Source organism: Cecembia sp. (assembly GCF_007126775.1).
GTDB lineage: Bacteria > Bacteroidota > Bacteroidia > Cytophagales > Cyclobacteriaceae > Cecembia.
In genome coordinates this window covers 19226-42502 of record NZ_SLAP01000113.1, presented here as the reverse complement: position 1 = coordinate 42502, position 23277 = coordinate 19226, and the positions used below count along the sequence as shown (strand labels likewise).

Annotated in this window: 21 protein-coding genes; 8 read left to right on the top strand and 13 right to left on the bottom strand. The window is 41.3% G+C overall.

Annotated features, from left to right (window positions below; genetic code table 11):
• Positions 1-313: 313 nt before the first annotated feature.
• Positions 314-637 (bottom strand): four-helix bundle copper-binding protein, encoded by a 324-nt coding sequence (locus tag QZT73_RS07800; protein WP_291777451.1) that lies wholly within the window; start codon positions 635-637, stop codon positions 314-316.
• Positions 638-910: 273 nt separating this feature from the next.
• Complete coding sequence (locus tag QZT73_RS07795) at positions 911-1120, bottom strand: hypothetical protein (protein ID WP_291787516.1); 210 nt, start codon at positions 1118-1120, stop codon at positions 911-913.
• Between the two features lie 219 nt (positions 1121-1339).
• On the opposite strand from QZT73_RS07795, the gene QZT73_RS07790 reads away from it, so the two are divergent.
• The 5 genes from QZT73_RS07790 to QZT73_RS07770 all read left to right on the top strand — a co-directional run bounded on the left by QZT73_RS07790 (position 1340) and on the right by QZT73_RS07770 (position 8765).
• Complete coding sequence (locus tag QZT73_RS07790; RefSeq protein WP_291787514.1) at positions 1340-2059, top strand: head GIN domain-containing protein; 720 nt, start codon at positions 1340-1342, stop codon at positions 2057-2059.
• Between the two features lie 382 nt (positions 2060-2441).
• On the top strand, positions 2442-2882 hold the full coding sequence (locus tag QZT73_RS07785) for a hypothetical protein (protein ID WP_291787512.1): 441 nt from the start codon (positions 2442-2444) through the stop codon (positions 2880-2882).
• 158 nt (positions 2883-3040) lie between these two features.
• A complete protein-coding gene (locus QZT73_RS07780; protein WP_291777439.1) occupies positions 3041-4165 on the top strand; it encodes an efflux RND transporter periplasmic adaptor subunit in 1125 nt (374 codons plus the stop codon).
• Between the two features lie 2 nt (positions 4166-4167).
• Entirely contained in the window at positions 4168-7350 is a 3183-nt protein-coding gene (locus tag QZT73_RS07775; protein ID WP_291787511.1) for an efflux RND transporter permease subunit, read from the top strand.
• Positions 7347-8765, top strand: a complete 1419-nt coding sequence (locus QZT73_RS07770; protein WP_291777433.1) for an efflux transporter outer membrane subunit — start codon at positions 7347-7349, stop codon at positions 8763-8765. Before QZT73_RS07775 ends, QZT73_RS07770 begins: the two co-directional genes overlap by 4 nt.
• Before the next feature lie 579 nt (positions 8766-9344).
• Here QZT73_RS07770 and QZT73_RS07765 read toward each other — a convergent pair.
• From QZT73_RS07765 to QZT73_RS07755, 3 genes are all read right to left on the bottom strand, one after another.
• Positions 9345-9857: a hypothetical protein gene (locus QZT73_RS07765; RefSeq protein WP_291777429.1), complete on the bottom strand. Its 513-nt coding sequence runs from the start codon at positions 9855-9857 to the stop codon at positions 9345-9347.
• 189 nt (positions 9858-10046) lie between these two features.
• Positions 10047-10412 carry a hypothetical protein gene (locus tag QZT73_RS07760; RefSeq protein WP_291777426.1) on the bottom strand — a complete coding sequence of 122 codons (366 nt, stop codon included), beginning with the start codon at positions 10410-10412 and terminating at the stop codon, positions 10047-10049.
• Between the two features lie 53 nt (positions 10413-10465).
• On the bottom strand, positions 10466-11137 hold the full coding sequence (locus QZT73_RS07755; protein WP_291777423.1) for a class I SAM-dependent methyltransferase: 672 nt from the start codon (positions 11135-11137) through the stop codon (positions 10466-10468).
• 196 nt (positions 11138-11333) lie between these two features.
• On the opposite strand from QZT73_RS07755, the gene QZT73_RS07750 reads away from it, so the two are divergent.
• Together QZT73_RS07750 and QZT73_RS07745 are read left to right on the top strand one after the other, a co-directional pair.
• Positions 11334-12704, top strand: a complete 1371-nt coding sequence (locus tag QZT73_RS07750) for an exopolysaccharide biosynthesis polyprenyl glycosylphosphotransferase (RefSeq protein WP_291777419.1) — start codon at positions 11334-11336, stop codon at positions 12702-12704.
• The gene (locus QZT73_RS07745; protein ID WP_291787509.1) at positions 12694-13620 is read left to right on the top strand and encodes a class I SAM-dependent methyltransferase; all 927 of its coding nucleotides are present in this window, start codon (positions 12694-12696) and stop codon (positions 13618-13620) included. The genes QZT73_RS07750 and QZT73_RS07745 overlap by 11 nt, the downstream gene beginning before the upstream one ends.
• Here the strand turns inward: QZT73_RS07745 and QZT73_RS07740 are convergent.
• Positions 13617-14528 (bottom strand): universal stress protein, encoded by a 912-nt coding sequence (locus tag QZT73_RS07740; protein ID WP_291777413.1) that lies wholly within the window; start codon positions 14526-14528, stop codon positions 13617-13619. The two genes, QZT73_RS07745 and QZT73_RS07740, sit on opposite strands and share 4 nt — an antisense overlap.
• Positions 14529-14658: 130 nt before the next feature.
• Between QZT73_RS07740 and QZT73_RS07735 the strand changes: the two genes are divergently transcribed.
• Complete coding sequence (locus tag QZT73_RS07735) at positions 14659-15210, top strand: 2'-5' RNA ligase family protein (protein ID WP_291777410.1); 552 nt, start codon at positions 14659-14661, stop codon at positions 15208-15210.
• On the opposite strand, the gene QZT73_RS07730 is transcribed toward QZT73_RS07735, so the two are convergent.
• From QZT73_RS07730 to QZT73_RS07700, 7 genes are all read right to left on the bottom strand, one after another.
• Positions 15194-16354: a glycosyltransferase gene (locus tag QZT73_RS07730; RefSeq protein WP_291777407.1), complete on the bottom strand. Its 1161-nt coding sequence runs from the start codon at positions 16352-16354 to the stop codon at positions 15194-15196. The genes QZT73_RS07735 and QZT73_RS07730 overlap by 17 nt on opposite strands.
• Positions 16324-17487: a glycosyltransferase family 4 protein gene (locus tag QZT73_RS07725; protein WP_291777404.1), complete on the bottom strand. Its 1164-nt coding sequence runs from the start codon at positions 17485-17487 to the stop codon at positions 16324-16326. The genes QZT73_RS07730 and QZT73_RS07725 overlap by 31 nt, the downstream gene beginning before the upstream one ends.
• The gene (locus QZT73_RS07720) at positions 17477-18382 is read right to left on the bottom strand and encodes a class I SAM-dependent methyltransferase (RefSeq protein WP_291787507.1); all 906 of its coding nucleotides are present in this window, start codon (positions 18380-18382) and stop codon (positions 17477-17479) included. The genes QZT73_RS07725 and QZT73_RS07720 overlap by 11 nt, the downstream gene beginning before the upstream one ends.
• A 180-nt stretch (positions 18383-18562) precedes the next feature.
• Positions 18563-19681 carry a glycosyltransferase family 1 protein gene (locus QZT73_RS07715; RefSeq protein WP_291787505.1) on the bottom strand — a complete coding sequence of 373 codons (1119 nt, stop codon included), beginning with the start codon at positions 19679-19681 and terminating at the stop codon, positions 18563-18565.
• Complete coding sequence (locus tag QZT73_RS07710) at positions 19678-21075, bottom strand: O-antigen ligase family protein (RefSeq protein WP_291777394.1); 1398 nt, start codon at positions 21073-21075, stop codon at positions 19678-19680. Before QZT73_RS07710 ends, QZT73_RS07715 begins: the two co-directional genes overlap by 4 nt.
• Positions 21066-22004 carry a glycosyltransferase family 2 protein gene (locus QZT73_RS07705; protein WP_291777390.1) on the bottom strand — a complete coding sequence of 313 codons (939 nt, stop codon included), beginning with the start codon at positions 22002-22004 and terminating at the stop codon, positions 21066-21068. The genes QZT73_RS07710 and QZT73_RS07705 overlap by 10 nt, the downstream gene beginning before the upstream one ends.
• Entirely contained in the window at positions 21961-23277 is a 1317-nt protein-coding gene (locus QZT73_RS07700) for an oligosaccharide flippase family protein (protein WP_291777387.1), read from the bottom strand. Before QZT73_RS07700 ends, QZT73_RS07705 begins: the two co-directional genes overlap by 44 nt.

The window sequence follows — 23277 nt, the reverse complement described above, 5'->3', positions numbered from 1 at the left end:
CAAAGGGCTTTTTTGAGCAGTTTTTCAGGCTTGGTGTTATTGCCCTTTATTTGGGACATGTTGAAAGACCGCTGCGGGGTGGTGTAAAAACCAGCTTCCTCCGAAAACCTGGGCACAGAGATTTTCTGCTCGGGATAGGGTCTGAATACGGAGAAGTTTGACTTTTTGGGCATAGCTTTTATGATATGAAGATAACTTAAAAAATTATCACCATGGAAATCGAAGTCAAGCTAAACCCCATGCGACAGCTCTAAAATTTTAATCTAAAAATTAAAAAAAGCCTGATGCGAAAAAGATCAGCCAAGATATTTGTCTAATTATTAAGATAAGCCAAACAAGCTTCTTTGCAGCTTTGACAAGATTTGGCACATGCCTGACAATGGTCATGTGCATGTTTCCCGCATTCATCAGCGCATATTCCACAGATTTTTGCACAATACTTAATCAGTTCATTTACTTCTTCAAAACTACCCGAAAGTACCTTACTTGTGGTCAAGCATACTGAACCACAGACATGATCTGTTTGGATACAGTCTTTCATGTGTTTCACATCTTCTTCCTGAAGGCAGGCATCCGCACAATGAAAACATGCATTGGCACATTCCTGAAGTTTAAGAATCAGTTCGTTACGTTTCATGGTTGTTTTGGTTTAAGGTTACAAATTCATTTAACTACTTTAAAACGTGCAAATACCATTCCATCAATCAGAAAGAACTCTTGCCGTATTGACCAGTTATACCAAGCATTGACTATTTTCTTCTAAAATGGCGGCTGATCACCGTAATTACCTGATTATGAATAGTTTTAAATTCCCAAAAATTTATTTCCAGCCTTCCTGACAATTTTCACTTTCAAACTCCAAATTGCCTTTATGGCACAATTGCTTTAAAGGAATGCCAAGCTCCAATAGCTAGGGAATAGGCATCACATTATAGCCTATCTGCGCATCTTTCTGGGTTTTGCAGGTCGCCTCAAGTTTCCGGCTATCCAATGCTTCCAGAATAAAACAATGACTGAAATAGGTACATCCTTTCAGTACTGGGTTTTCGTTGACTTTGGCAATCAGAAACTCCACTGTTTTCAATCCGGACTCGCCCTTTTCATGCAGGTGTATATTCATGCCCTTACTCCATTTCAATGCAAGTTGAGCGGTAAAGTACATGGTCTATTCCATATGCCCATCGATAGAATTAGGCTCCACTCCTCCGATAAAATCAATCTCGCTTAAAAAACACTTCTTCTGTAAAATTCAGTATATTAGATATCCGATATCAGATTTCGACAAATATTTGTCCGATTTAGAACAAATTAAGATTTTGTATCCTAAAAAACCCAGCTTATGAAAAAAAACAATATCCTTCTGATGCTAGCCTTTTTGGGCGGGCTTTTATTTTCCTGCCAACCCAGTGATTCCATCTATAGTGGCGAGCAGGTCGAAGAAGAAAGAAGCCTGAAGCCTTTTAACAGGCTCAGGGTATCAGGTATCATCAACTTGAATCTTTCCCAAGGAGACTCGGAATCTCTTCGCGTGGAGGGAGATTCAAAATGGGTGGATCAACTCAAGGTAGAGCAGCGGGGAGATTTGCTCAGCATTAGTCTCAAAGAAGGCCAAACATCCTGGGGAAAGAATGAGAAGATTGAAGTCTTCCTTCAATTAAAAGATCTGCGAGAATTGGAATTTGAAGGGGCAGGTCAGATCAAAACTTCTTCCATGCTGGATTTAGACGAACTCTTTATTTCAGGAAAAGGTGTGGGGAATATTGTGTTGGAATTGGAAGCAGAAATGGTGAAAGCAGAGTTGAATTTTGTAGGCAATATGGAACTCAAGGGCTTTGCCCGGGAATTCCGCTTAGAAAATGAAGGCCTGGGTAATATTGATGCTTCTAAATTAATCTCTCAAAAGGTGGATTTGACCAGTTCGGGTATAGGCAAGATTGCGGTGCATGCTGAAGAGGAATTGCAGATGAATGTTTCCGGTATCGGTTCGGTCAGCTATACCGGTAACCCCAAGCAGGTGACGGAAAACGTGAGTGGATTGGGAAAGGTGAATCGGAATTGAAGTAGGATTTGGGAAGGTAGGACGGAGCGTAAAAAAATGATCCCTTTGGTCCCGATAGCTCGGGATTTAGTGACAACCAATCCCCAGAGCAATGCGATTCGGGAGGCCAGGATGTACGGGGGACTGAGCGTAAAGAAAAGCTCTTGTAGAGCTTTTTAGCTCAGGGCCAGGCTGCAGGGTGGGAAAAAGAGCCAAGTGGGTGAACCATTAAGGAGTTAAGGGCTTTAAAGGGTTGCTTTAAGCAACCAAGGCAAAAGGAAAGAAGGATGTCAGGAAAAGCTCCAGGGGATAAAAAATATTTTCACTGATCTGCACGAAGTATTGAATAAAAATAAATGATAGCTATCGACTGATGATACTGAAACTTTAATTGGGAAAAATAATGACCCCACTTTTTAAAAAACTGAATTTTAAGGAACACCCTCATATCCTGGTGATCAATAGTCCTGAGTCCTTTGAAAGTGAAATGGATCAAATGGTTTCCAAAACACAAATTTTGAAATCATTGGAAGGTATAGACAAGCTGCATTTCGTTATGGCTTTTGTCAAAACCTTACCGGAAATTGAAAGCAGTTTTGCGGCCATTTATCCTAAGTTGGAAGGAGATGCCGTCCTTTGGTATTGTTACCCAAAAGCCTCCTCTAAAAAATATACCTGCGAATTCAATAGGGATACAGGTTGGCAAGCACTAGGTAAATACCAATTAGAGGGTGTCAGGCAAGTGGCCATAGACGATGACTGGAGTGCACTGCGCTTCCGGAAAGTGGAATTCATCAAAAAATTGACCAGAAAAGAGGCAATGCGGCTTTCAAAGGATCAGTGAATCCAATATAATCACCAAGCTTTTCGATAATTTGGGATTAATGGGCAAAAAAGATACAGATTGTGCCTTATATTTTTATTTGCAATGAATTGTTTTCATAGGAATTTAGATTTTGATACATTTGATTTTGTTCCAAAATTCTAAGAATTATCTTTTCTATGAAGAGTCTTGTTCACATTTCCATGCTTTTATTGGTTTTGGGCTTTAGCGCATGTTCCCAAAAGGATCAGCCTGCGCAGGCAGTACCTACTCTGAAAGCCGTTGAAGTTAAACAACAACAAGTCCCGATAACCAAAGATTTTGTCGGACAGGTCTATGGTAGGGCAGATATCCCGATCAGGGCCAGGGTGGATGGGTTTCTGGAAAGAATTCACTTTGACGAAGGCTTTGAGGTCAAAAAGGGCCAACTGCTCTATACCATTGATGACAGTCCTCTCAGAGAGGGACAAAGCAGGGAGCAAAGTAGGCTATCTGAAGCAAAAGTCAATTTAGTCAATGCCGAAAATGACCTTTCGCGTATTGTTCCCCTTGCAGAGATCAACGCCATCAGTAAACGGGACATGGATGCAGCCATGGCAAGAAGGGATGCCGCTCAAGAAGCGGTGAAGGCTGCCGAAGCTAACCTTAATCTGGCCAATATCAATCAGGGTTATTCCAGAATCTATGCGCCCATCACAGGAATTATAGGAAAATCCAATGCCAAAGTGGGAGAATACGTGGGAAGAGCGCCCAACCCGGTTATTCTAAATACTGTTTCCCAAATCGACAGCATAATAGTGGAATTCTTTCTGACAGAAAAAGATTATATCACCTTTGCCCGGCAAATCATGGCCGATGAAAAATTAAGGGTAAGGGATATGGAATACAATTTAGCGCTTTTCCTTGCCGATGATGAACTTTTCCCTTATAAGGGAAAAGTCACCTTTTTAGATAGAAATGTGGATTCGGGTACAGGGGCGATTTTGGTGCAAAGTATTTTTCCCAATCCTCAAAAGTTGTTAAGGCCTGGACAATTTGGAAAAGTAAGAGGGGTAGTTAATCTTTTACCCGATGCCTTGTTGGTTCCTCAACGGGCTGTTTTTGAACTTCAGGGCTTTTACAATGTCTTTGTGGTAGGGGATGATGGGATAGTCAGTCAAAAAAGAATAGAGATTTTAGAGAGTTTTGAAGATCAGTTTGTGGTACAGTCAGGCTTATCTAAAGGAGAAGTTGTACTGATGGAGGGACTGATGACAGTCAAAACCGGTCAAAAGGTTATTGTTGAAAAGGCTGTAAATAATTGATAATGGAAAACCCAACGAAAGAACAACATCATTTTTTTGTCAGGAGGCCCATTGTAGCAATTGTTATTGCCATCATCACAGTGACGGTTGGTTTGGTTTCTTTATCCACCTTGCCGATCGAGCAATATCCTGATATTACCCCGCCTGTGGTGAGGGTCAGTGCCAAATACACCGGTGCTAATGCGGTGTCAGTGGAGCAATCTGTGGCTTCGGCCCTAGAGCAACAGATCAATGGGGTGGAGAACATGATTTACATGAAGTCTACCAATTCCAATGATGGTACGGTCAGTGTTCAGGTTACCTTTGATATCGGAACCGACCCGGATATGAACACGGTTTTCACTCAAAACCGGGTTTCTTCAGCCATGGCCAAGTTGCCGGAGGAAGTGACCCGCTTGGGAGTCACCACCCAAAAGTCCATGTCCAATATCCTATTGTTGTTGTCCCTGGTTTCTCCGACCCAGCAATATGATCAGCAGTTTTTAGGTAATTATGCCATTATTAATATTCAGGACAGGTTAGCCAGGATACCTGGTGTAGGCCGGGTAGCAGTGATCGGAGCCTCCGATTATTCCATGAGAATATGGGTCAAGCCGGACATGTTGGCCAAAATGGGCATCACCATTGGAGAGATCACCCAAGCGATCAGAAGTCAGAATGCCATAGTTCCCGGTGGTAAATTTGGTGCTGAGCCCGCTCCTCCCGGAACAGAATTTACTTATGTAGTGCGTTTGCCCGAAAGGTTGCAGACTGAAGAGGCTTTTAGTAACATTATCGTAAGGACACATGAGGATGGTTCACAGGTCCGATTGAAGGATATTGCCAGAATTGAATTGGGTACGGAGAGCTATTCTGCTTTTACCCGGACCAATGCACAGGATGCAGCCTTGATTTCTATCTATCAATCTCCGGGTTCCAATGCCGTGCAGGTTGCGGAAGATGTGAAAAAGGAATTGGCGCAATTAGCTGAAGGCTTCCCTGAAGGAGTGGATTACCTCGTTTCCTTGGATGCGACCAAACCCATAACTGCTGGGATCAATGAGATCATTGAGACCTTGATCATCGCTTTATTATTGGTGATTTTGGTTGTTTTCATTTTTATCCAAGATTGGAGAGCTACTTTGATCCCCACCTTGGCCATTCCCATTTCCTTGGTCGGTGCTTTTATGTTGTTCCCTTTATTGGGATTTAGCATCAATGTGCTTTCTCTGCTAGGACTGGTATTGGCCATTGGAATTGTGGTGGATGATGCCATTGTGGTGGTAGAAGCGGTTCAGGTCAAAATGGAAGAAGGCATGGGTGTCAAAAAGGCCACTACCGAAGCGATGAAAGAGGTTACCGCTCCGATTATCGCCACAAGTTTGGTGCTGGTGGCGGTTTTTGTTCCTGTGGTGGCCATTCCTGGTATTACCGGAAAGCTCTATCAGCAGTTTGCGATTACCATTGCAGTTTCTGTAATCATTTCCAGCATCAATGCCCTTTCCCTTTCTCCGGCCTTATGTGCACTCATCCTTAGGCCAAAAAAAGAGGGAGAAAGAAAAGGGCTCTTGGGCCGCTTTTTTAACAGTTTTGATCGGGGATTTGACAAAGCGACTGTAAGTTACACTTCATTTACGACCGTAGTGGCCGGAAAACTTAAAAGAGGGGCTATTTTGATTTTATTGACGGTAGTTGCTGCTGGAATTTTAGGTGCCCGACTTCCAGGAGGCTTTATTCCTGAAGAGGATCAAGGCTATGTTTTCTTGGGCATACAGCTGCCCAGTGCAGCCAGCCTTCAGCGTTCAGATGAGGTGGCTGCAAGAATCGAAAAAATATTGAAAGAAGTAGAAGAAATTGAGGACTATTCAACAGCTGTGGGCTACAACATGCTTGCCGACGCTTTGAGCACCAATTCGGCTTTTGTCTTCATCTCTTTGGTAGATTGGGAGGAGCGGCCTGGCATCACGGCCAAAGATGTGGTGGCTAAAATCAATGGCCTGCTCAACAGAGAGATCAAAGATGCAGTGGCTTTTGCATTTGGTCCTCCAGCCATACCCGGGTTGGGTTCTGGGGCAGGTTTCAGCATCATGATTCAAGATAAAACCGGTGGAGATCCCGGCTACCTTTTCGAAAATACGCTGGCCTTTATCCAGGCTGCCAACCAAAGGCCGGAGATTGCCCGAGCTTCCACCCAGTTTCAGGCTTCAGTGCCACAGCGTTTTATTGACCTGGATAATGATAAGATTTTGAAAACCGGGGTCAATCTTCAGGAAGTGTATCAGACTTTTGGGGCTTTTCTAGGAGGGGCTTATGTCAATGACTTTACCAAGTTTGGCAGAATTTACAGGGCTTATGTGCAGGCCGAGTCCGAATACAGACAAAACGAAAAGGGTTTGGAACTGTTTTTTGTGAAAAACAACAAAGGAGAGTCTGTTCCTATCAGTACGTTTTTGGATGTCAAAGAGGTGAGTGGTCCTGAATATACCAACCGTTTCAATTTGTTCCGTTCGGCAGAGGTTACAGGGGTTCCTGCAGCTGGATACAGTTCCATTCAAGCTTTGAATGCCTTGGAAGAAGTGGCCAATGAAGTGTTGCCGGACAATATGGATTTTAGCTGGAATGGCATGAGTTTTCAGGAAAAGAAATCCTCCGGTTCTGCAGGAGTCATTTTTGCTTTTTCCTTCTTCTTGGTATTTCTCATTCTAGCAGCACAATATGAAAGTTGGTCCCTACCCTTGAGTATACTCTTAGGTACCCCATTTGCCATTTTTGGGGCATTTCTGTTTTTGTCTTTGGCAAGGGTTTTCAGTCTGAGTTTTGAGAACAATATTTTCGCGCAGATTTCCCTGATCCTATTGATTGCCATGGCAGCGAAGAATGCCATTTTGATTGTGGAGTTTGCCAAAATGAAATTTGATGAAGGGCTTACTTTGTTTGATTCTGCTGTAGAGGCTGCAAAATTGAGGTTCAGACCCATTCTGATGACGGTATTTTCCTTTGTTTTGGGGATTCTTCCTTTGATTTTAGCCTCCGGATCCGGGGCGGAAGCAAGAAAAGTGATGGGAATGGCTTTGCTTGGCGGTATTGGTATTGCCACGCTTTTAGGAGTTTTTCTTTATCCCATGCTTTTTGTCCTGGTGGGTAAATTGTTTAAATATGAGCAGAAGAGGGATTTGGTGCAGGCTGATAAATCCATGGAAGTATGAAAAAGGCAATAGGAATATTTTCTTTGTTGGTGCTTTTGGCGGCTTGTAAAGCCGGCAAGCCTTATCAGGGGGTAGACCTGAGTATTCCTGATACCGAAAAGCAGGCATTTGGTCAGGTAAGCGAGGATGAAATAGTCAATACCTTGGACTTATCAAAAAGCGGGAATGCCAATTTGCTTTGGTGGGAATATTTTGAAGATCCATTGTTGGATACTTTGATCAAAACAGGATTGCAGTACAATAGGAATGTATTGATTGCAGCAGAACGCATCGTACAGACGCGGATGGCACTCAGGATCCAAAATGCAGAGTTGCTGCCCAAATTTGGGGCACAGGCTTCTGCGGAACGGGGTAATTTTTTGTTTAATCAGATAGGCCAGGTCAATGAGCTGTACATTGCTGGTACTGGATTGAATTGGGAAATTGATTTTTGGGGTAGGCTCAGAAACCTATCAGATGCGGCGCGTTACCAATTGTTAAGTAGTGAATTTGGATTACAGAGCCTTCAGATTTCCCTAATTGCTGATATAGCTACTACTTATTTCAATTGGCTTCAGGCATTAGAAGAGTTGGAAATTGCACAAAGCAACCTTGCGCTCAGGGACAGCATGCATCAGATTATCGTGGCCAGGTTTGATAAGGGGATTGTGCAGCAGACCGATGTAGACCAGTCCAACATATTGAAAACCATCGCAGCCGGCACAGTTCCAAAATTTCAAAGGAAATCTATTCAATTGGAGAATGCATTAAGTTTTCTGATCGGAATGAATCCCATGCGTTTTGCTAACGAAGCCGGTATTGAAGCGCTAAATATGCATGTGGATATAGATCAGTTTCAGCCTGCCGACCTGTTGATCAATAGGCCGGATATCATTGCCGCTGAATACCAGTTGATGTCTCAGAATGCTCAGGTTGGAGCTGCTAAAGCCAGAAGGTTACCTGCCATCAGTCTCGATGCTACCTTGGGTATCATATCGGATGATCTCAGTACGCTAAATTTCAGTAATCCTTTGTGGAACATTGGGGGGCAGTTAGTGGGCCCAATATTTTTTTGGGGCCAGATCAGAAGAATGATAGATATTGAACAAAGCAAAGAGTTTCAGGCCTTGTTTGCTTATGAAAATACGGTCTTAAATGCCTTAAGGGAAGTGGAGGATGTAAAAGTTGAAATCAGGACCCTAATGCAGGAAATAGACATTGCTAAGGAAAGGAAGGGTTCCGCTTTGAGTGCTCAGTTTTTAAGTGGGGAAAGGTATTCGCAGGGTGTCACTTCTTACCTGGAGGTACTGGAGTCCCAGAGACAGGCTTTTGATGCCGAATTGGAGTTGGTCTTTTTGCAACAGTCTTTGCTGTCTGCATATGCCCGATTTTACAAAGTCATGGGTGGGGGGCCGGTAGGGGAGAGTGGGTTTTAAGAGCTATGGAAATGGTGGGATGTCGGAAGGCGGATTTAGGAAGTAGTGAATCATGAAGGAGTAAAGGCTTTCATTAAGAGGAGATAGTAAGAACCAAGGCAAAAAGGTTTGAGATGGGAAAGTTTGGGAATTTGGTTTTGTATGGGAGTCAGAACGCGGTAAGCGTTCAATACCGAAGGTTATTTGCCCCGAGTAGCAACTCGGGGAAATGGTGATCAAACCCTCGGTCCGCCCAACTCCGTGAGGAGTTGAATTTAACTTTGATTGTTGAGTCCTATTTTCTTTGTCCACGAATTACACGTATATGCACGAATGATTGGATTGGAGCGAATTAAGGCGGCTAGCGCCTGATCATGCGTTCGGTGATATAAATCAAGACGCAGTCTTTCATAAGTTGTAATATTTAAAGCAGAGCATTTAACTCAAGGGAAATAGGAGACACTTATTTGATTGACCTTATATTCGTGTCATCCTAATAATTCCTGCCATAGGCAGGCAGGCGTGGACAAAAAAACAAAAAAAACGCACCCAAAAGGTACAAGTAGTACCTGATGGATGCGGGGTGAGAAAAAATTTACATTAGGTGGTAACGTGCTGTCGGGGAACCTGTTGCAGCAAAGATTGTAAAAGCTTTTCCCATTTTTTTATCAGAAGAGGTTCTCCGTCCATAGCGGAAAACTTTTCCGCATCGTAAAACTCCAGTTGAAGACTAGATTGGCCAGCTATGATCAAAACAAGATCCAAGCGGTCTATCACTTTTCTTTTATCCCGTCCTTGGCCAAACTCGTGGAATTTCTCTTCTAATTTAATCCTCTGTACTGTTGTCAGGTCCAGCGTCAAAGGAGGGGTTTGATGGATCTCTGCAGCATATAGAAGCACTTTTTGCTCAGGGTCAAGGCCAATGAAATATTGGTTGTTCCAAGAATCCTTTTCCTGCAGATTGAGTTTCAGGTTTTTGGAAACCTCATGGATATGAAACATTGCCTGTTTTAATTTTTGGGCAGATTTTCTATGATTCCAGTAGAAAGGGGTAGCAAAGGCGGCTATGCATACCGCCGCTATGCTTAAGGTTAGATAATCAATGTCAAACATGTATCATGTGTTTTGGCCTTTTTGGAAAGACCGTTGTTATGAATTGGTAAAATGTATTGTTTTCCTTCTGAGGGAATCATTGATTCCAAAGGGACCTTGGCTAGGTGGATGACTGCCTTGAAAGCAGATCAGCAGGAAGCCACTCCACTGATTTCAGGGAATTGGTGTGAAGGAGAAGTTTTATGGCTTTTACCAAAAAAAATGGGCAGGAAACTTTAGTTTTCTAATGCTAAGGTTTGGGTCTACTTTTTGTAGAATTCCAAAAAGACGCTCGATCTCAAGCCCAATAAAGCATTCAAAGTCAAAGCTAGTTGAAGTCAGGACTTCCCAGAGGGGAGACAAGTAATTGGAAGGAAAATACCATGGAATAATCCCGGCTTCCTGAAGAGAAACTCCGGCTGTGCAGGAAGCTAGATCCAAGTATTCCAGTGTGTCTGCATCTTGGTCTGATAATTCTTGGCTTTTTATGGACAAAAAAGATAATGAGACGGTTAAAAAAACCATCCATGTGCCCAAAATGAGGGAAAATAAGCCTTTGGTTTTATCCTTTTTCATCAGTGACTAGCTAGTGTTATAGCTGTCAAAATCTGTACCAGAAAAATCAAGGATCAGCCCATGTTATGCGCGGTAAATGACTTGGTCATCCCCAGCATTTTTTCATGATAGATTTTGGCATCGGGGAAAAGTTCCTGCATTTCTCTTTTATTGATCAGCCTGATTTCATCCAGGTATTGTTGGGCATCTTGGGGTTCCCATTTTCTCAGGCGGCTGAGCCTGGTTTTTGTAAGTATGCTATAGGTGAGTCTTTTGGGCATGTATTGAATAAAAGGAATGGCATAATGGGCTTCGACAAAAAAGTGTTTATTGGGAGTCTGAATAAAGTATTTTTTACAAATGCGTTGGCATTCCCTGGCCATTTTTTGTTGATTTTCCCAAGTATACAAGTGTTCAATGACAGAATTCGAAAAAACCAGGTCAAAATGATTTTCCTCAAACATAGAAAGATCAGTGGCATTCCCCGCCATGCTTTTGATTCCGTTAGAAAGGTTTTTTTCTTCCTCAAGATTGAGTAAGGTAATTTGTAGTTTTCCGGATTTGACCATTTCCCGGTCTTTCCAAAAGTAGGCAGTTCCTCCTACATCCAATACTTTGATTACCTTTCCATTAGGAAAATTTTTCTGAATAAGGGCTTCAAATACCTGAAACCTTTTGTTTCTCATGGCATAGCCAAAAGAATCCGGTTGGTCAGAGGAAGCCAAGAGTGCTCTAATTTTAGGCATAAAAGAATGGAAATATTCGGCGATTGGCAATCTTGAGAATTATTGAAATATTATCCTACAAAATCAATTCCCTAAAGGAATCTTTATTAATTTTACATCAAACTTAGTGCAAAGGTATAAATTTCTGATTAATAACAGAAAACAAAATAGGAAGTCGCCACTTCCATTCGGCCCTGGTTAATAGAATTATATTTTTATGAAAAAACGCTTCGATAGGCTTTTCCCTTGGTTATTCGTTATTGGGGATTTGACTGTGATGATATTTTCTATCGTCTTAGTATCATTTTTGATGGGCAGTACAGGAAAATATAATGGGCCCGATGCTGAAATTTTTACCATTTTTATCATGGTATGGATGGTTATAACTATACTCAGGAAGGATTATAAATGGGAAAGAACTTCTCAAATTGACCAGCTTTTTAGCAAATTAGTGGTCTCGCTACTCTGGTTTTTGGTCATTGTTGCAATCTTGTGGATGCCGGTTTTAAAGGGAGTCAACAGCATTATCTTCTTTATTGCCCTGTCTTTCTCTTTGTTCTTGTTCATTTCTTTCTACCGCATTTGTACTTTTATCATCCTTAAAAAATACAGGACCAAAGGTTATAACTTCCGGAATGCTGTTATTCTTGGAAATGGTCAAATTGGCAAAAAATTAGCTTCCGTGCTTGAAAAGAGGAAGGATTTTGGGATTCGCTTTATGGGTCAATATGATTTTAGCCCTGAAATTGCTCAAAATAAGGAAAGTTTAAAGGTATTCTTCAATGATGCGGTGGAAAACAATATAGATATTATCTATATCCATGAGCTCAGTGATTCCAAGATGGTGAAAAGGCTTATTGATTTTGCAGACGAGCACTATATCAAGGTTAAGGTGATTCCTGGTAATTCACTGCAATTAGAGAAGCAATTGTCTTTCTCGAGATATGGTGATCTATTTGTCATCAATATCAATGAGATTCCCCTTGATAATGCTTTTAACCGCATGATGAAAAGGAGTTTTGACATTGCCTTTTCCCTCTTTGTAATCATTTTCATTATGAGCTGGCTGGTGCCTTTGGTTGGACTTTTGATCAAACTCGAGTCCAATGGCCCCATCTTTTTTGAACAAGAGCGCAATGGATTCAATAATAAAGTATTCAATTGCCTGAAGTTCCGTTCCATGACACCCAATGATTATGCTGATCAAGTTCAGGCTAAAAAGGGAGATCCCCGGATTACCCGTGTAGGAGCATTTTTACGCAGCAGTTCCTTGGATGAAATGCCGCAGTTTTTTAATGTGCTTGTGGGAGATATGTCCATAGTGGGGCCAAGACCGCATACAGTACCGATGAATGAGGAGTTTAAATCCCAAATTGAAAAATACAATTCCAGGCATATGATCAAACCGGGAATTACGGGACTGGCCCAAGTGAAAGGTTATAGGGGAGAAATTGAAAATCCATTCCAAATCCGTTCCCGCTTTAGATTTGATTATTTTTATATTAAAAATTGGTCAATTTGGCTGGATCTCAAAATCTGTTTGAAAACCTGCCATGAGTTGATCTACAACAGAGATAATGTCTATTGATGCTGATTTAACCTGCCCCTATTGTGGACATCAGGGATCATTTCCCAGGCATCAGGTCAAAGAAATGATGTTCGGGACCAATGAGTCTTTCGAAATGGCAGAATGCAGTGCCTGTGGCAGTCTTCAATTGGTAGATATTCCAAAAGACCTCCACAATTATTATCCGGCAGCTTATTATTCATTAACACCTTTGGTTCCGTCTGGATTTTTTTGGAAATTCTTAAAGAAAATCCGTTACCGATTATATATGAATGGAGTCAACTTTTTAAAGCCTGTTTTTGGGGAATGGATGTTGTATACCAAAATGTCTAGTCATGCACGGATTGCAGATATAGGATGTGGTAATGGCCAATTGCTTTACGAAATGCATGCAGCAGGCTTCACCAACCTGGAGGGATATGATCCTTATATCAGGGAAAACAGGGTTTTGGGAAAGGGAATACAGCTGTATAAAAAATCCATCCATGACATAAAGGGTACATATGACCTCATTATGATGCACCATGCCTTGGAACATATGTTCTCGCCTGAAGAAGTTCTTCAAAGGTGCCATTACCTGCTTGCAAAAGGGGGAATACTGCTTGTCCGCATACCTGTGACTGATGCTAAGATCTGGAAAGAGGAAGGTGTCAATTGGGTTCAATTGGATGTGCCGAGACATTTGCACATACCGAGTATATCCGGCATGAAAACTTTGGCAGGGAAGGTGGGGCTAAAATTAAAATCCTTGGATTTTGACAGCACTGCTTTTCAATTTTATGGGACAGCGTTATATAAGGAGGGGATTGCGCTCAAAGATGTAGGAACAGCCCATTTTACGGCCAAAGAGCTTAAGGCATTCGAACACAAAGCCCTGCTGTATAACCAGCAGGGCTTGGGGGATCAGGTATGTTTTTACTTTGTCAGAGAAGATTAAATCCGCATCAAGGCATCCAAGAAACTCATGGTTTCACCTTTTTTCTTGAAAATCAACATGGGCACTTCATTGTTGACATTGACCAGTTTTTCTGCAATGCTTCCCAGCAATACCGCAGCAGATGCTGTCCTGCCCCGGCTTCCCATCAAAATCATATCCGCATCGTTTTCTCTGGCCACTTTGATGATAAAGCGACCTTCATTACCTTCTTCTTTTAGCAAAAAAAGACAAGCATATTCCGGAAGTTCATGTTTTTTAAGAAATTTATTATAGTCTTTTTTAGCCAGGTCTTTCATGATGACATCAAACTCGGAATGGCTTTTCCCCGTTTTGTAATAGCCTAATGGAATGCTGTATACGTGCATCCCCAAAACTTCTGCTCCAATATCTTTGCCCAATCGCTCTGCAAATTCCAGCGTCATCACGGAGTGGTCTGAAAAATCCATGGGGACCAAAAGTTTTTTTGGAGTTCTGACAGGACTCTTCTCTGTAAAAAATAATACAGAGCAGGGAGCCCTATGGGCCATATTCTTTGCCAAAGAGCCACTGCCCTCCAATTCCTCTTTACGGCCCATGATCAATACATCAACATCCTTGATTTTGGCCCAGCGAAGGACAGTGTCCATGGGTTTGCCCTCTTCAACAACGATTTCTATTTCAGTTCTAGGAGAAAATCCATGTGCCTTAACCATTGTTTGGATTTCTGCTTTGATGGATTCATCGGTCGGGGCTGCAAGGTCCGGATATTCTCTTTTCAACTCTTCCGGTAGAGAAAGGTCTTTGGCCACATGGATAAAATACAGTTTTTCAATACCCAATACTTCAGATAAATGGGCTACTTTTTCTAAAAGGATATCATCCATTTTGCTGAGATCCAGCCCTACCATTGCCTTGGTGAAATGCTTCATAATACTGTGCGCTATAAGGTGCTTTAATTTACACTTTTATAATGTTCTTTGGAAAATTCTACCTGTAATTTAGCGGAAAGCTTTTTGAAATAAAGTCAAAAGGAGTTGAAATCGGCTATATTTGTGTTAAATGGCAACTGAACTTGCAAAATACTTTCTGGCTTTGGTGCCTCAGGGCCAAATACAAAAGGAAGCTACCGCTATGAAAGAAGAGTTAAAATTACTTTTCAATCTCAAATATGCCCTGAAATCTCCTGCGCATGTCACGGTAAAAATGCCTTTTAATTACAATGAGCTAAAAGAGGAAAGGTTGATTTCTAAAATGCAAAATTTTTTAAGTCTGTATCCTACTTTCCATTTAGAATTAAAAGGATTTGACCGCTTTGGTAAAAGGGTAATTTTCATACATGTCAGACCATCTGCAGTTTTAAATCAACTGCAGGAGAATTTGGGAAAGTTCTGCAAACTGGAGTTAAAGCTTAACAATGAGCTGAGTGATCGTGCTTTTCATCCCCATATGACCCTGGCGTTCAAAGATATCAAACCCAATAAGTTTGAAAGCTATTGGCAGCACATAAAAAGCAAGGAATTTCAGGCTACTTATGCAGTCGAGGACTTGGCTTTGCTCAAACGGATCGGGGGCAGGTGGGAAGTCATCCACCGTTTTATTTTGAAAGGATAAGTTTTGATTTTTTCTTACTCTCTTTCAAGGATTCGAATACCTCCAGGTATTGCTCTGTTACGATATCCCAATTGTACCGGTCTGTAAGTCCTTCTCTGGCTGTTTCTCTAAGAAATCTCATGGATTCAGGCTGCTCTTCAGCTTTTTCCACGCAGGCAGTAACTGCATCTACTTTCTTTTCAAAGAACCAACCGTGTTTTCCATCTTGTAACATTTCTCTGTTGAACACGGTATCCAAAGCGAGTACTGCACAACCGAAACCCAAAGCTTTGAGCATGGCAGGGTTGGTGCCACCATATTCGTGCCCATGGAAATAGGCAAAAGAATGGATATATAGTGATTTTAATTCTTCCGGATCAGTCACGTAACCAGTGAAAAGCAAACGATCATCTGGGATTTTTTTCAATTTGGATTCAAATTCATCCCGATAGGGAACATCTCCTACGATCACCAACTTTCTTTTTGACCCAGATTTGATGAAGCCCTCCACAAGCAAATCCGCGTTATTGTCGGGGACCAACCTGCCTACAATGAGGAAATAGCTTCCTTTTTCCAGACCCCATTTTTCGATTTTCTTAGGATTGGCATTTTCTGCGGGGTTGGCACCATAGGCTATTACGGTGGATTCCACGCCGAACATTTCCTTGTATATCCTGTGCATTTCGTCCGAATCATTGATGATATGGTCATAATGCTTGGTGGCCATACGCGAAGCCCATATAAAATACCTTGAGCCAAATCCTCTCCATTTGGGACGCAACCATTCCAATCCATCTACATTGATAGCGGTGGGTTTACGGAAAAATCTGGAAATGACACCAAAAGGACCATTTCCGCTATTTACAACAAAGATCACATCTACATCAGAGAGACAGGCATGCATCATGGATATGAAAGAGTGTGTGAGTTGGGTAAGACTCTTGGTTTCAATAGCAGGTGTGTAGATCAATTTGATACCATTGACAATTGGAGGTTTTTCCTTAAAAAGTGCCCGGTGACAATATACCCTAAGATCTACCCCTCTTTTTTGTAGCCTTTCACCCAATTCTTTCACTAAAGTGTCATAACCTCCATAAACATAGGGATAACCTTTAGCACCCAGTATGGCTACTTTTAATTTTTCGTTTCCGGGAATAACTGACATATGTAATCTTCCATTTTTTGGGCAAATTGCCCGTAGCTAAAATTATTTAATACTCGGTCTCTTCCTTTTATACCCATTACCACTGCCTCTTCAGGATGTGCTAATAAGCGGTTGATTTTTTCACTTCCTATTTCTACATCTTCGGGTGCAATCAAGTACCCTGTCTCCCCATCTATGAGCATTTCTGAAGCCCCTCCTGACCTTGTAGCCACCACGGGAAGCGCAGAAGCCATCGCTTCCAAAACTACCGTAGGGAAAGAATCCGGCAAAACAGATGGAAGCACAAATACCTGAGTACACTTCAGAATATCCGGAATATCAGAACGGAATCCCAGATCCATCACGTGTTTTCCCAATCCATGGTCTTGTATAAAACCTCCGATCTCCTCCAATATACTTTCATAACCTGGATAGGGATCCCCTACCAACAAAAAGAGGGCATCGGGATGTTCCCTGATTACTTCTTTCGCCATTTTTAAAAAAAACAGTTGACCCTTTCCGGGATTTACTCTCCCTATCATGGTCACTATTTTCCTGTCATTTGGCAATCCTGTTTTTTCATGTACAGCTTTTTTACCGTTCAAAAAGGGTTCGTATTCAATGCCATTATGAATAACCTCCGGCTGTACGTTTAACAAGCCTGACCAATGCTGGGCAACAGATTCAGAAACTACTATCGGTTTTCTTTGGACACCATCAATCTGCCTCGCTAAAAACCTAACCAAGAACCTTGGAGAGTTAATAATTTCATGAATATGCCAAATATGGTTGATTTTATTTCTCTTGGCAAAAATTGCACCAACAATTACTGCTAAAGTATTGGAATACACTAATTTTATAGGCTCTTCTTTGTGGATTTGGTTCAAATAGCGGTAAGCCTTCAAAAATTTCCTTCCCCTATTCAGGATGCCGATCGGATTGAAATATTTCCTTCTTAATATTCCAAGGTTGAGTATCACGACCTCAATTCCTCTTTTTTCCACCTCGACCCGGAAGGGACCCTCCCCCGGAAGTATGAGAAGGGTAGAGTAGCCCAATTTCTTGAAAATCTCAATCACATAGATCAAAATCTTGGAAGCCCCATAAAGCTCGGATGAACTGTGTAAAAAAATAACCCTTCCTTTATGACCCATATTTTTTAAAATATAACCTCAGAATTCCTGTTTTACGGAAAGGCAAGGCAAAAATTTCCATGAACAAGGAAATGGGCAGGACAATGGCTACGCCTAAAAGTAAGGGTATACTTTTCCTGTTTTTCAAGTCGTAAATGATATTTCCCCGGTAACCCAATTTCCCTAACAATGCACTTAAACTACCTAAAACCCCCAAATGTAAGGAAAAGTATTGACTTTTGACCTTTTGAAAGCCCAGTGTTTCAACCTTTTCCACCAATAGCTTTTCATTCCAATGACTCAGGTGTTTGGGGATATCCAAATGCAGCCATTTGCCTCCCGCAATCGCATGCTGCCAGCTATCCAGGTTGGGTACTTCAATCACCAAAATCCCACCTGCCCTCAGGTTTTTTTGAACAAGCTCTTGCAGTAAACTCAAAGGTTGTGGGAGGTGTTCCAACACGTGGAAAAGACTGATTACATCAAAGTTTCCTTCCCCTACGATGCCTGATTTATATTGATCTCCGATTACCTCTACACCGTATTTTTCTCTTGCAAAACCTGCCCTTTCTTTGGCTGTTTCAATTCCCAAAACCTTCCACCCCGCTTCCTGTGCCTGATGTAAAAATTGTCCCTTTCCCGATCCAAAATCCAAACAATGAAGCTTTAAATCCCACTGGATCAGCTTGTTGACCGTTTGGACTACATTATTGGCTTCCCCAAAAATTATCCTTTCAAAAATAGATTTCCTGTTGTCTACTACTGCATATACCTCATCTTCATACAATGCTTCCGCATCGATTTCAGAATTGATCAAGGTCCATGAAACACCACAATTCCCACATAAAACCAGGGAAAGATTAGAAGTTTCTTCTTTAATGCCAGTGCCACAAACAGGGCATTGCTCTTGCCTCATAATTCCCTAAATAATTCCGAAAATTAATTGATTTTTTTACAATAAATCAGCGAATCTTTCAATACTAGGGTGCATAAACATAAAACAACAAATTATTTAGTTTAAAATACAAAAAATTATATTTGAAATTTTTTGTTAGGTCAGTATCTTTTAGGATTTCAACCTCATCTATACAAGGGATTAGATCAGTTTCAAAAAACCACCTATAAATCCCTCTCTTGAAAAACCCCTGGCTCTTTGTTGGCCCTTTAAAATAAGTGCATCTATCAGCTTAGGTTTTTCGATCAATTCTTTCATTTGCGCTGCTAAATCCAATGGGTTATCCATCTCATGGATGAGTGCTGCCTCTCCTGCTATTTCCAACAATGCATCCTGATCTGAAATTATGACAGGAATACCACTGCGCATGGCTTCAATTACAGGGATACCAAAGCCCTCATTGGAGGAAGGGAATACATAGGCAAAAGCAGTTTGGTAAAGGGCTTTTACTTCCCTGTCCGGTAGAAAACCTGGCAGTACAACCTTATGCTCCAATGCTTTCTCTTTGATTTTTTGTACTACCTGTCGGTAATCATCCAAAGCACTGCTGAGCCCTTTTTCTCCTACAAGTACCAAGGAAAACTTACCTGGATATTGTTTTTCAATTTCCGCAAAGGCGGTTACAAGGGTGGGAATTCTTTTTCTTTTATCGAAACTCCCTACATGAAGAAAATAAGATTTTGGATGTAATCCGAGTTTATCCAAAACCCTATCTTCGCCTGACTCGGGGAGAAGTTTTGGACATTGATAAATCACCTCAATTTTTTGATGAAGTCCTGCATTTTTTTCTAAGGCATTTTTAGCTGAATGGGAAGTGGTAATTACTGTCGTATTTCCTTTCAATCCTGCATGAATCATTGGGATAAAATAGCCCCTCCAGATGCGATTGTAATTTTGAGGCATTTGCCAAAAGAAAGCATCATGCACTACCACAAGTTTTTTGGTATTCAATGGAAAAGCAGGAGCGATAAAATCAAAGCAAAGCAGCACATCTGCTCCTGATTTTTTAACTTTAAAAGGTAGAATAAGCTGTTTCCATGCAAAATAATATAAATGATAGAACAGTTTCTTCCAACGGGCCACATCTCCACGGAAAAAGGTACTATCTGCCTGTTTTTGATGGTTATGGGAAAAAATGTAAACCACATCCTCCGTAGGAAATGTTTTTGCTGCCTCACAGAATTCCAGCATATAGGTTTTGATACCTGTCAATGCCGTATTGAGATAGAAGAGGTCTACAAATACCTTTTTCTTTTTCATGCCAATGTGGTTTTGGGATACCTGAGCCTTTGGAATGCAAAGACAGTATAGCCTATCATCCACCAGCTGAGCCAGGACACATAAGTATAAACTTCTGCATTGGCGGTGAAAAGCGGTAAAAGCAGACCGAATTTGACCGAAGCAGCAACGAAAGCGATCCTTGCGGTCATTAGTTCATCACTTTCATTGAAGACTTTAAGTGCTGTCCAGATACCATATCCCAACATCAGTATGTAAAGGCCCATACCCAGCCAACCGAGCTGCACGCCATAGATCAGAAATTGGTTTTCTCCACCCACCCTGAGTTCATCTTCCACACTGCCCACATTGCCGCTCATCGCCAGCCCAATACCTCCCGGATTGGCTATCATGGAATCCAATGCCAGCAGCCACTCTACCAAGTGACCTATACTGGAGGTGTTTTCAAAAGTAATCGTATCCACAACAAAGTAATAAAAGTCTTCAGAGGCAAAAAAGATTACATAAATAACAAAGAACAAGACCAAAATAAAGCCGGAAAGGATAAGCCGATACAGTTTGAAAATGATGGCAACAAAAAATATCATGACAAAAAATGCCAAAAAGGCAGCACGGGAAGCAGCAAAAAAGAGACTTCCCATAGAACAGATCATGACCAATGTTGGCAGCAGCCAATTTTCTCTTTTGCTTGTCAAAAACCAGATAAGGCCAGCTGAAAATCCAAGAAGTACAGAGCTGGCCAACTCCAAGGGGTCGGAAAAAAAGGAAGCCAGGCGTTTTGTGACGGCTTGGGTTTCAAATGTCCAGGTCAATCCAAAATTACCTGTGGGTTCAATATCGTTGATGTCCTCATTAAATAAGGCATATCCAGTCAGGGACTGCAAGTGGGTATCGATGGCCCTTTCAAAGAGATTGACCAAAAAGGCAGCAATGGCAATGAAAAATATACCCTTGAAAATCACCTTCACCTCTCTGTCTTCAAAAATGGTATTTCTACCCAAGAAATAGATCAGGCCTGGAATCAACATGTTTTTAAAATATAATGTTTTGTTCAGGGTACTTGCTTCCCCAAGAGGAAGTAAAAGGTAAAGGAAGGCAAGCCCCAAAAAGGATAGGAATAAATAGTCCACCCTATGGAGTCTAAAGGGGTATTCAAAAATATTTTTATTGTAGAGCACAAAGGAAAAAACAGCCAAAAGTACTACTATTTCTTTGAGAAACTGAAAACTGTTGACCATTAAAGAAGAGCCGGTGGTCAGGTAAACTATACTCAGTATGCTGATGTAGAATGGAAGAAAAAATAAAAGAAAAAAAACGGCATATTCCCATTTCCCATGCATTACGACGCCATTCAGCACCCAAAGGAGGAGTACCAATGTCAACAATGCTATGATGGAAAATACAATCAAGGACATAAGGGTTCCGCTTGTCTATGGTCTAAATATATGCCGTCATGGATACCTTTGGCAACGGCTTTCATTTTTTTAAATCGGCCTCTCAGGCAAAAATAAGACATCCATGCAAGATACTTAAGCATATGATATGGCCATGCTGTCAATTTGTGAAATCCTGTTACATGCCTTCTTAGCTGGAATAATTGGTTTCTGGCATGGAGGTAAAAGACAGTAGGGCTAAGCGTACCTTCTTCATGTGCTTTTTTGGAAGAAGCACTGCCCTCATGAAATATCAGGCTGTTTGAAGCCAAATAAATCCTGTAACCGGCAGCCCTTATCCTGAGGGACCAATCTACATCTTCAAAATAAGCAAAATAGGAATTTTCCAAAGGACCGACTTCCTGTATAACATGCCTTGGAATGAGTAAGCAGCAGCCTGTGGCCCAATCCAAAAGTTGATTTCTGAGCTGGTAATCTTTCATCTCCATTCTATCTCCCCTTGTCTTGGCCAAACCTAGTGGTTTTATATATTTTCCACCTGCACTCCAGATCTTGTCGGGTTCATCCTGAAATAAAATCAGAGGCTGTACCAGGCCTGCTTTGGGATGACTTTGCTGCACTCTGAGGAGTTCTTCCAAAAAGTCCGGTTTTACTTCGGTGTCGTTGTTAAGCAATACAATGTAATCAAAGCCTTTGTCCATAGCATAGGCAATTCCGAGATTATTCCCTCCCGTAAAACCCAGGTTTTTGTCATTTTTCAGGTAATAGGGAGTGGTAAATTCCTTTTGCAGTTTTTCAAGAGAGCCATCCTTAGAGCCGTTGTCCACTACAATAATCTGTACTTTTGGGTAAAGGATTTTTTCTAAAGATAATAAGCACCTTTTGGTCAGAAGAAACCCATTCCAATTAATGATGATCAGCGCTACCGAAAAGGGAGTTTTTGAATCCATGGAATAAGTCTTTGTTTTTGGTAAAATTCAGGAAAGTACTGATAATAAAAATAACTACTTCTGTTGAAAGCAAAGCATAACACAGGCCTATTCCTCCATATTTGGAAGTGAGAAAGAGAGAGGCAGTGACCATATAGATGCACATAAGCCATGAGGCTTTGAACAATTCGTTTTTTTTATCGGTGACAAGAAATGCCATGACGTTGGCAATATTGAGACAAGCCAGAAGGGGGACAAATGCAAGGATTTTCAGGTAAGCAATGGAATCCTGAAGTGGGGATTTGGCCAAAGCTTCGATGATAAAAGGCGCTGCAAAATAGGTAAAAACAGAAAGGAAAATACCCAATATCATACCATAGAGGTATGCTTTTTTCAGAAACCTATAAAATGTACGCCTGTTTTTTTCAAATTGTTTGGAGGCATTGGGATATATGGCCTGTATTACCAGTGCGGGAAGCATACGCAGTACCATTGTAATCCTTTCTGCCAGGCTGAACATCCCTAGTGTTTCAGCAGTAGCAAAGAAACTTAGGATAATCAGGCCCCCGTTGATGGAAATATGGGACGCAAGATTTGAGAAAAATAAAAGTAAATTGTCTCTTATAGACTGGAAAATCTGTAGGATTTTGGGCTTGTAAAAGCGGATATCTAATTGATAATGAATATAAAGAAGGATAAAAAGGTTCATCATTAGCCCGGTACCCCCCAGGATGAAATTGACCCATTTGGCCTGATCGGGCTGATGGATAAATAAAACGATACCTAAGAGATAAAGCAATTTGCTGAATACATTGGCCATGGAAATGATTTTCATTTTTTCCAGACCCTGAAAAAACCAAAGGGGGATGGTCGCTTCAGAAAACAGCAGCAGCACCGAAAAAACAAGAATCACCTGGTATTCTTTGAACAAGTTGAGGCCAAATACAGCAATCAAAATGATAAGGCTGGCAAGAAAGGCCAATATGAGTTTACTGAATATGATATTTGAAACCAGATGGGAGAGTTTCCCCCGGTTTTTTTGATTGATGGCAACTTCTCTTGGAGCACTGAGGTTGTAACCGAAACCCACCAAAATATTCAGCAGGATAATTACTGAAAGGGAAAGATTTACCAGTCCAAATTGATCCACTCCAATTGATTCAATGAGCAGGGGCATGGAAACAAGGGAAATAAGAATATTGGAAGCTTGAATAAAGCCTAGAAAAATAAAATTCTGAATCGATTTATTCCGAATCAGATTGAGGTAAGGATAACTGAGGATTTTATCTAACAT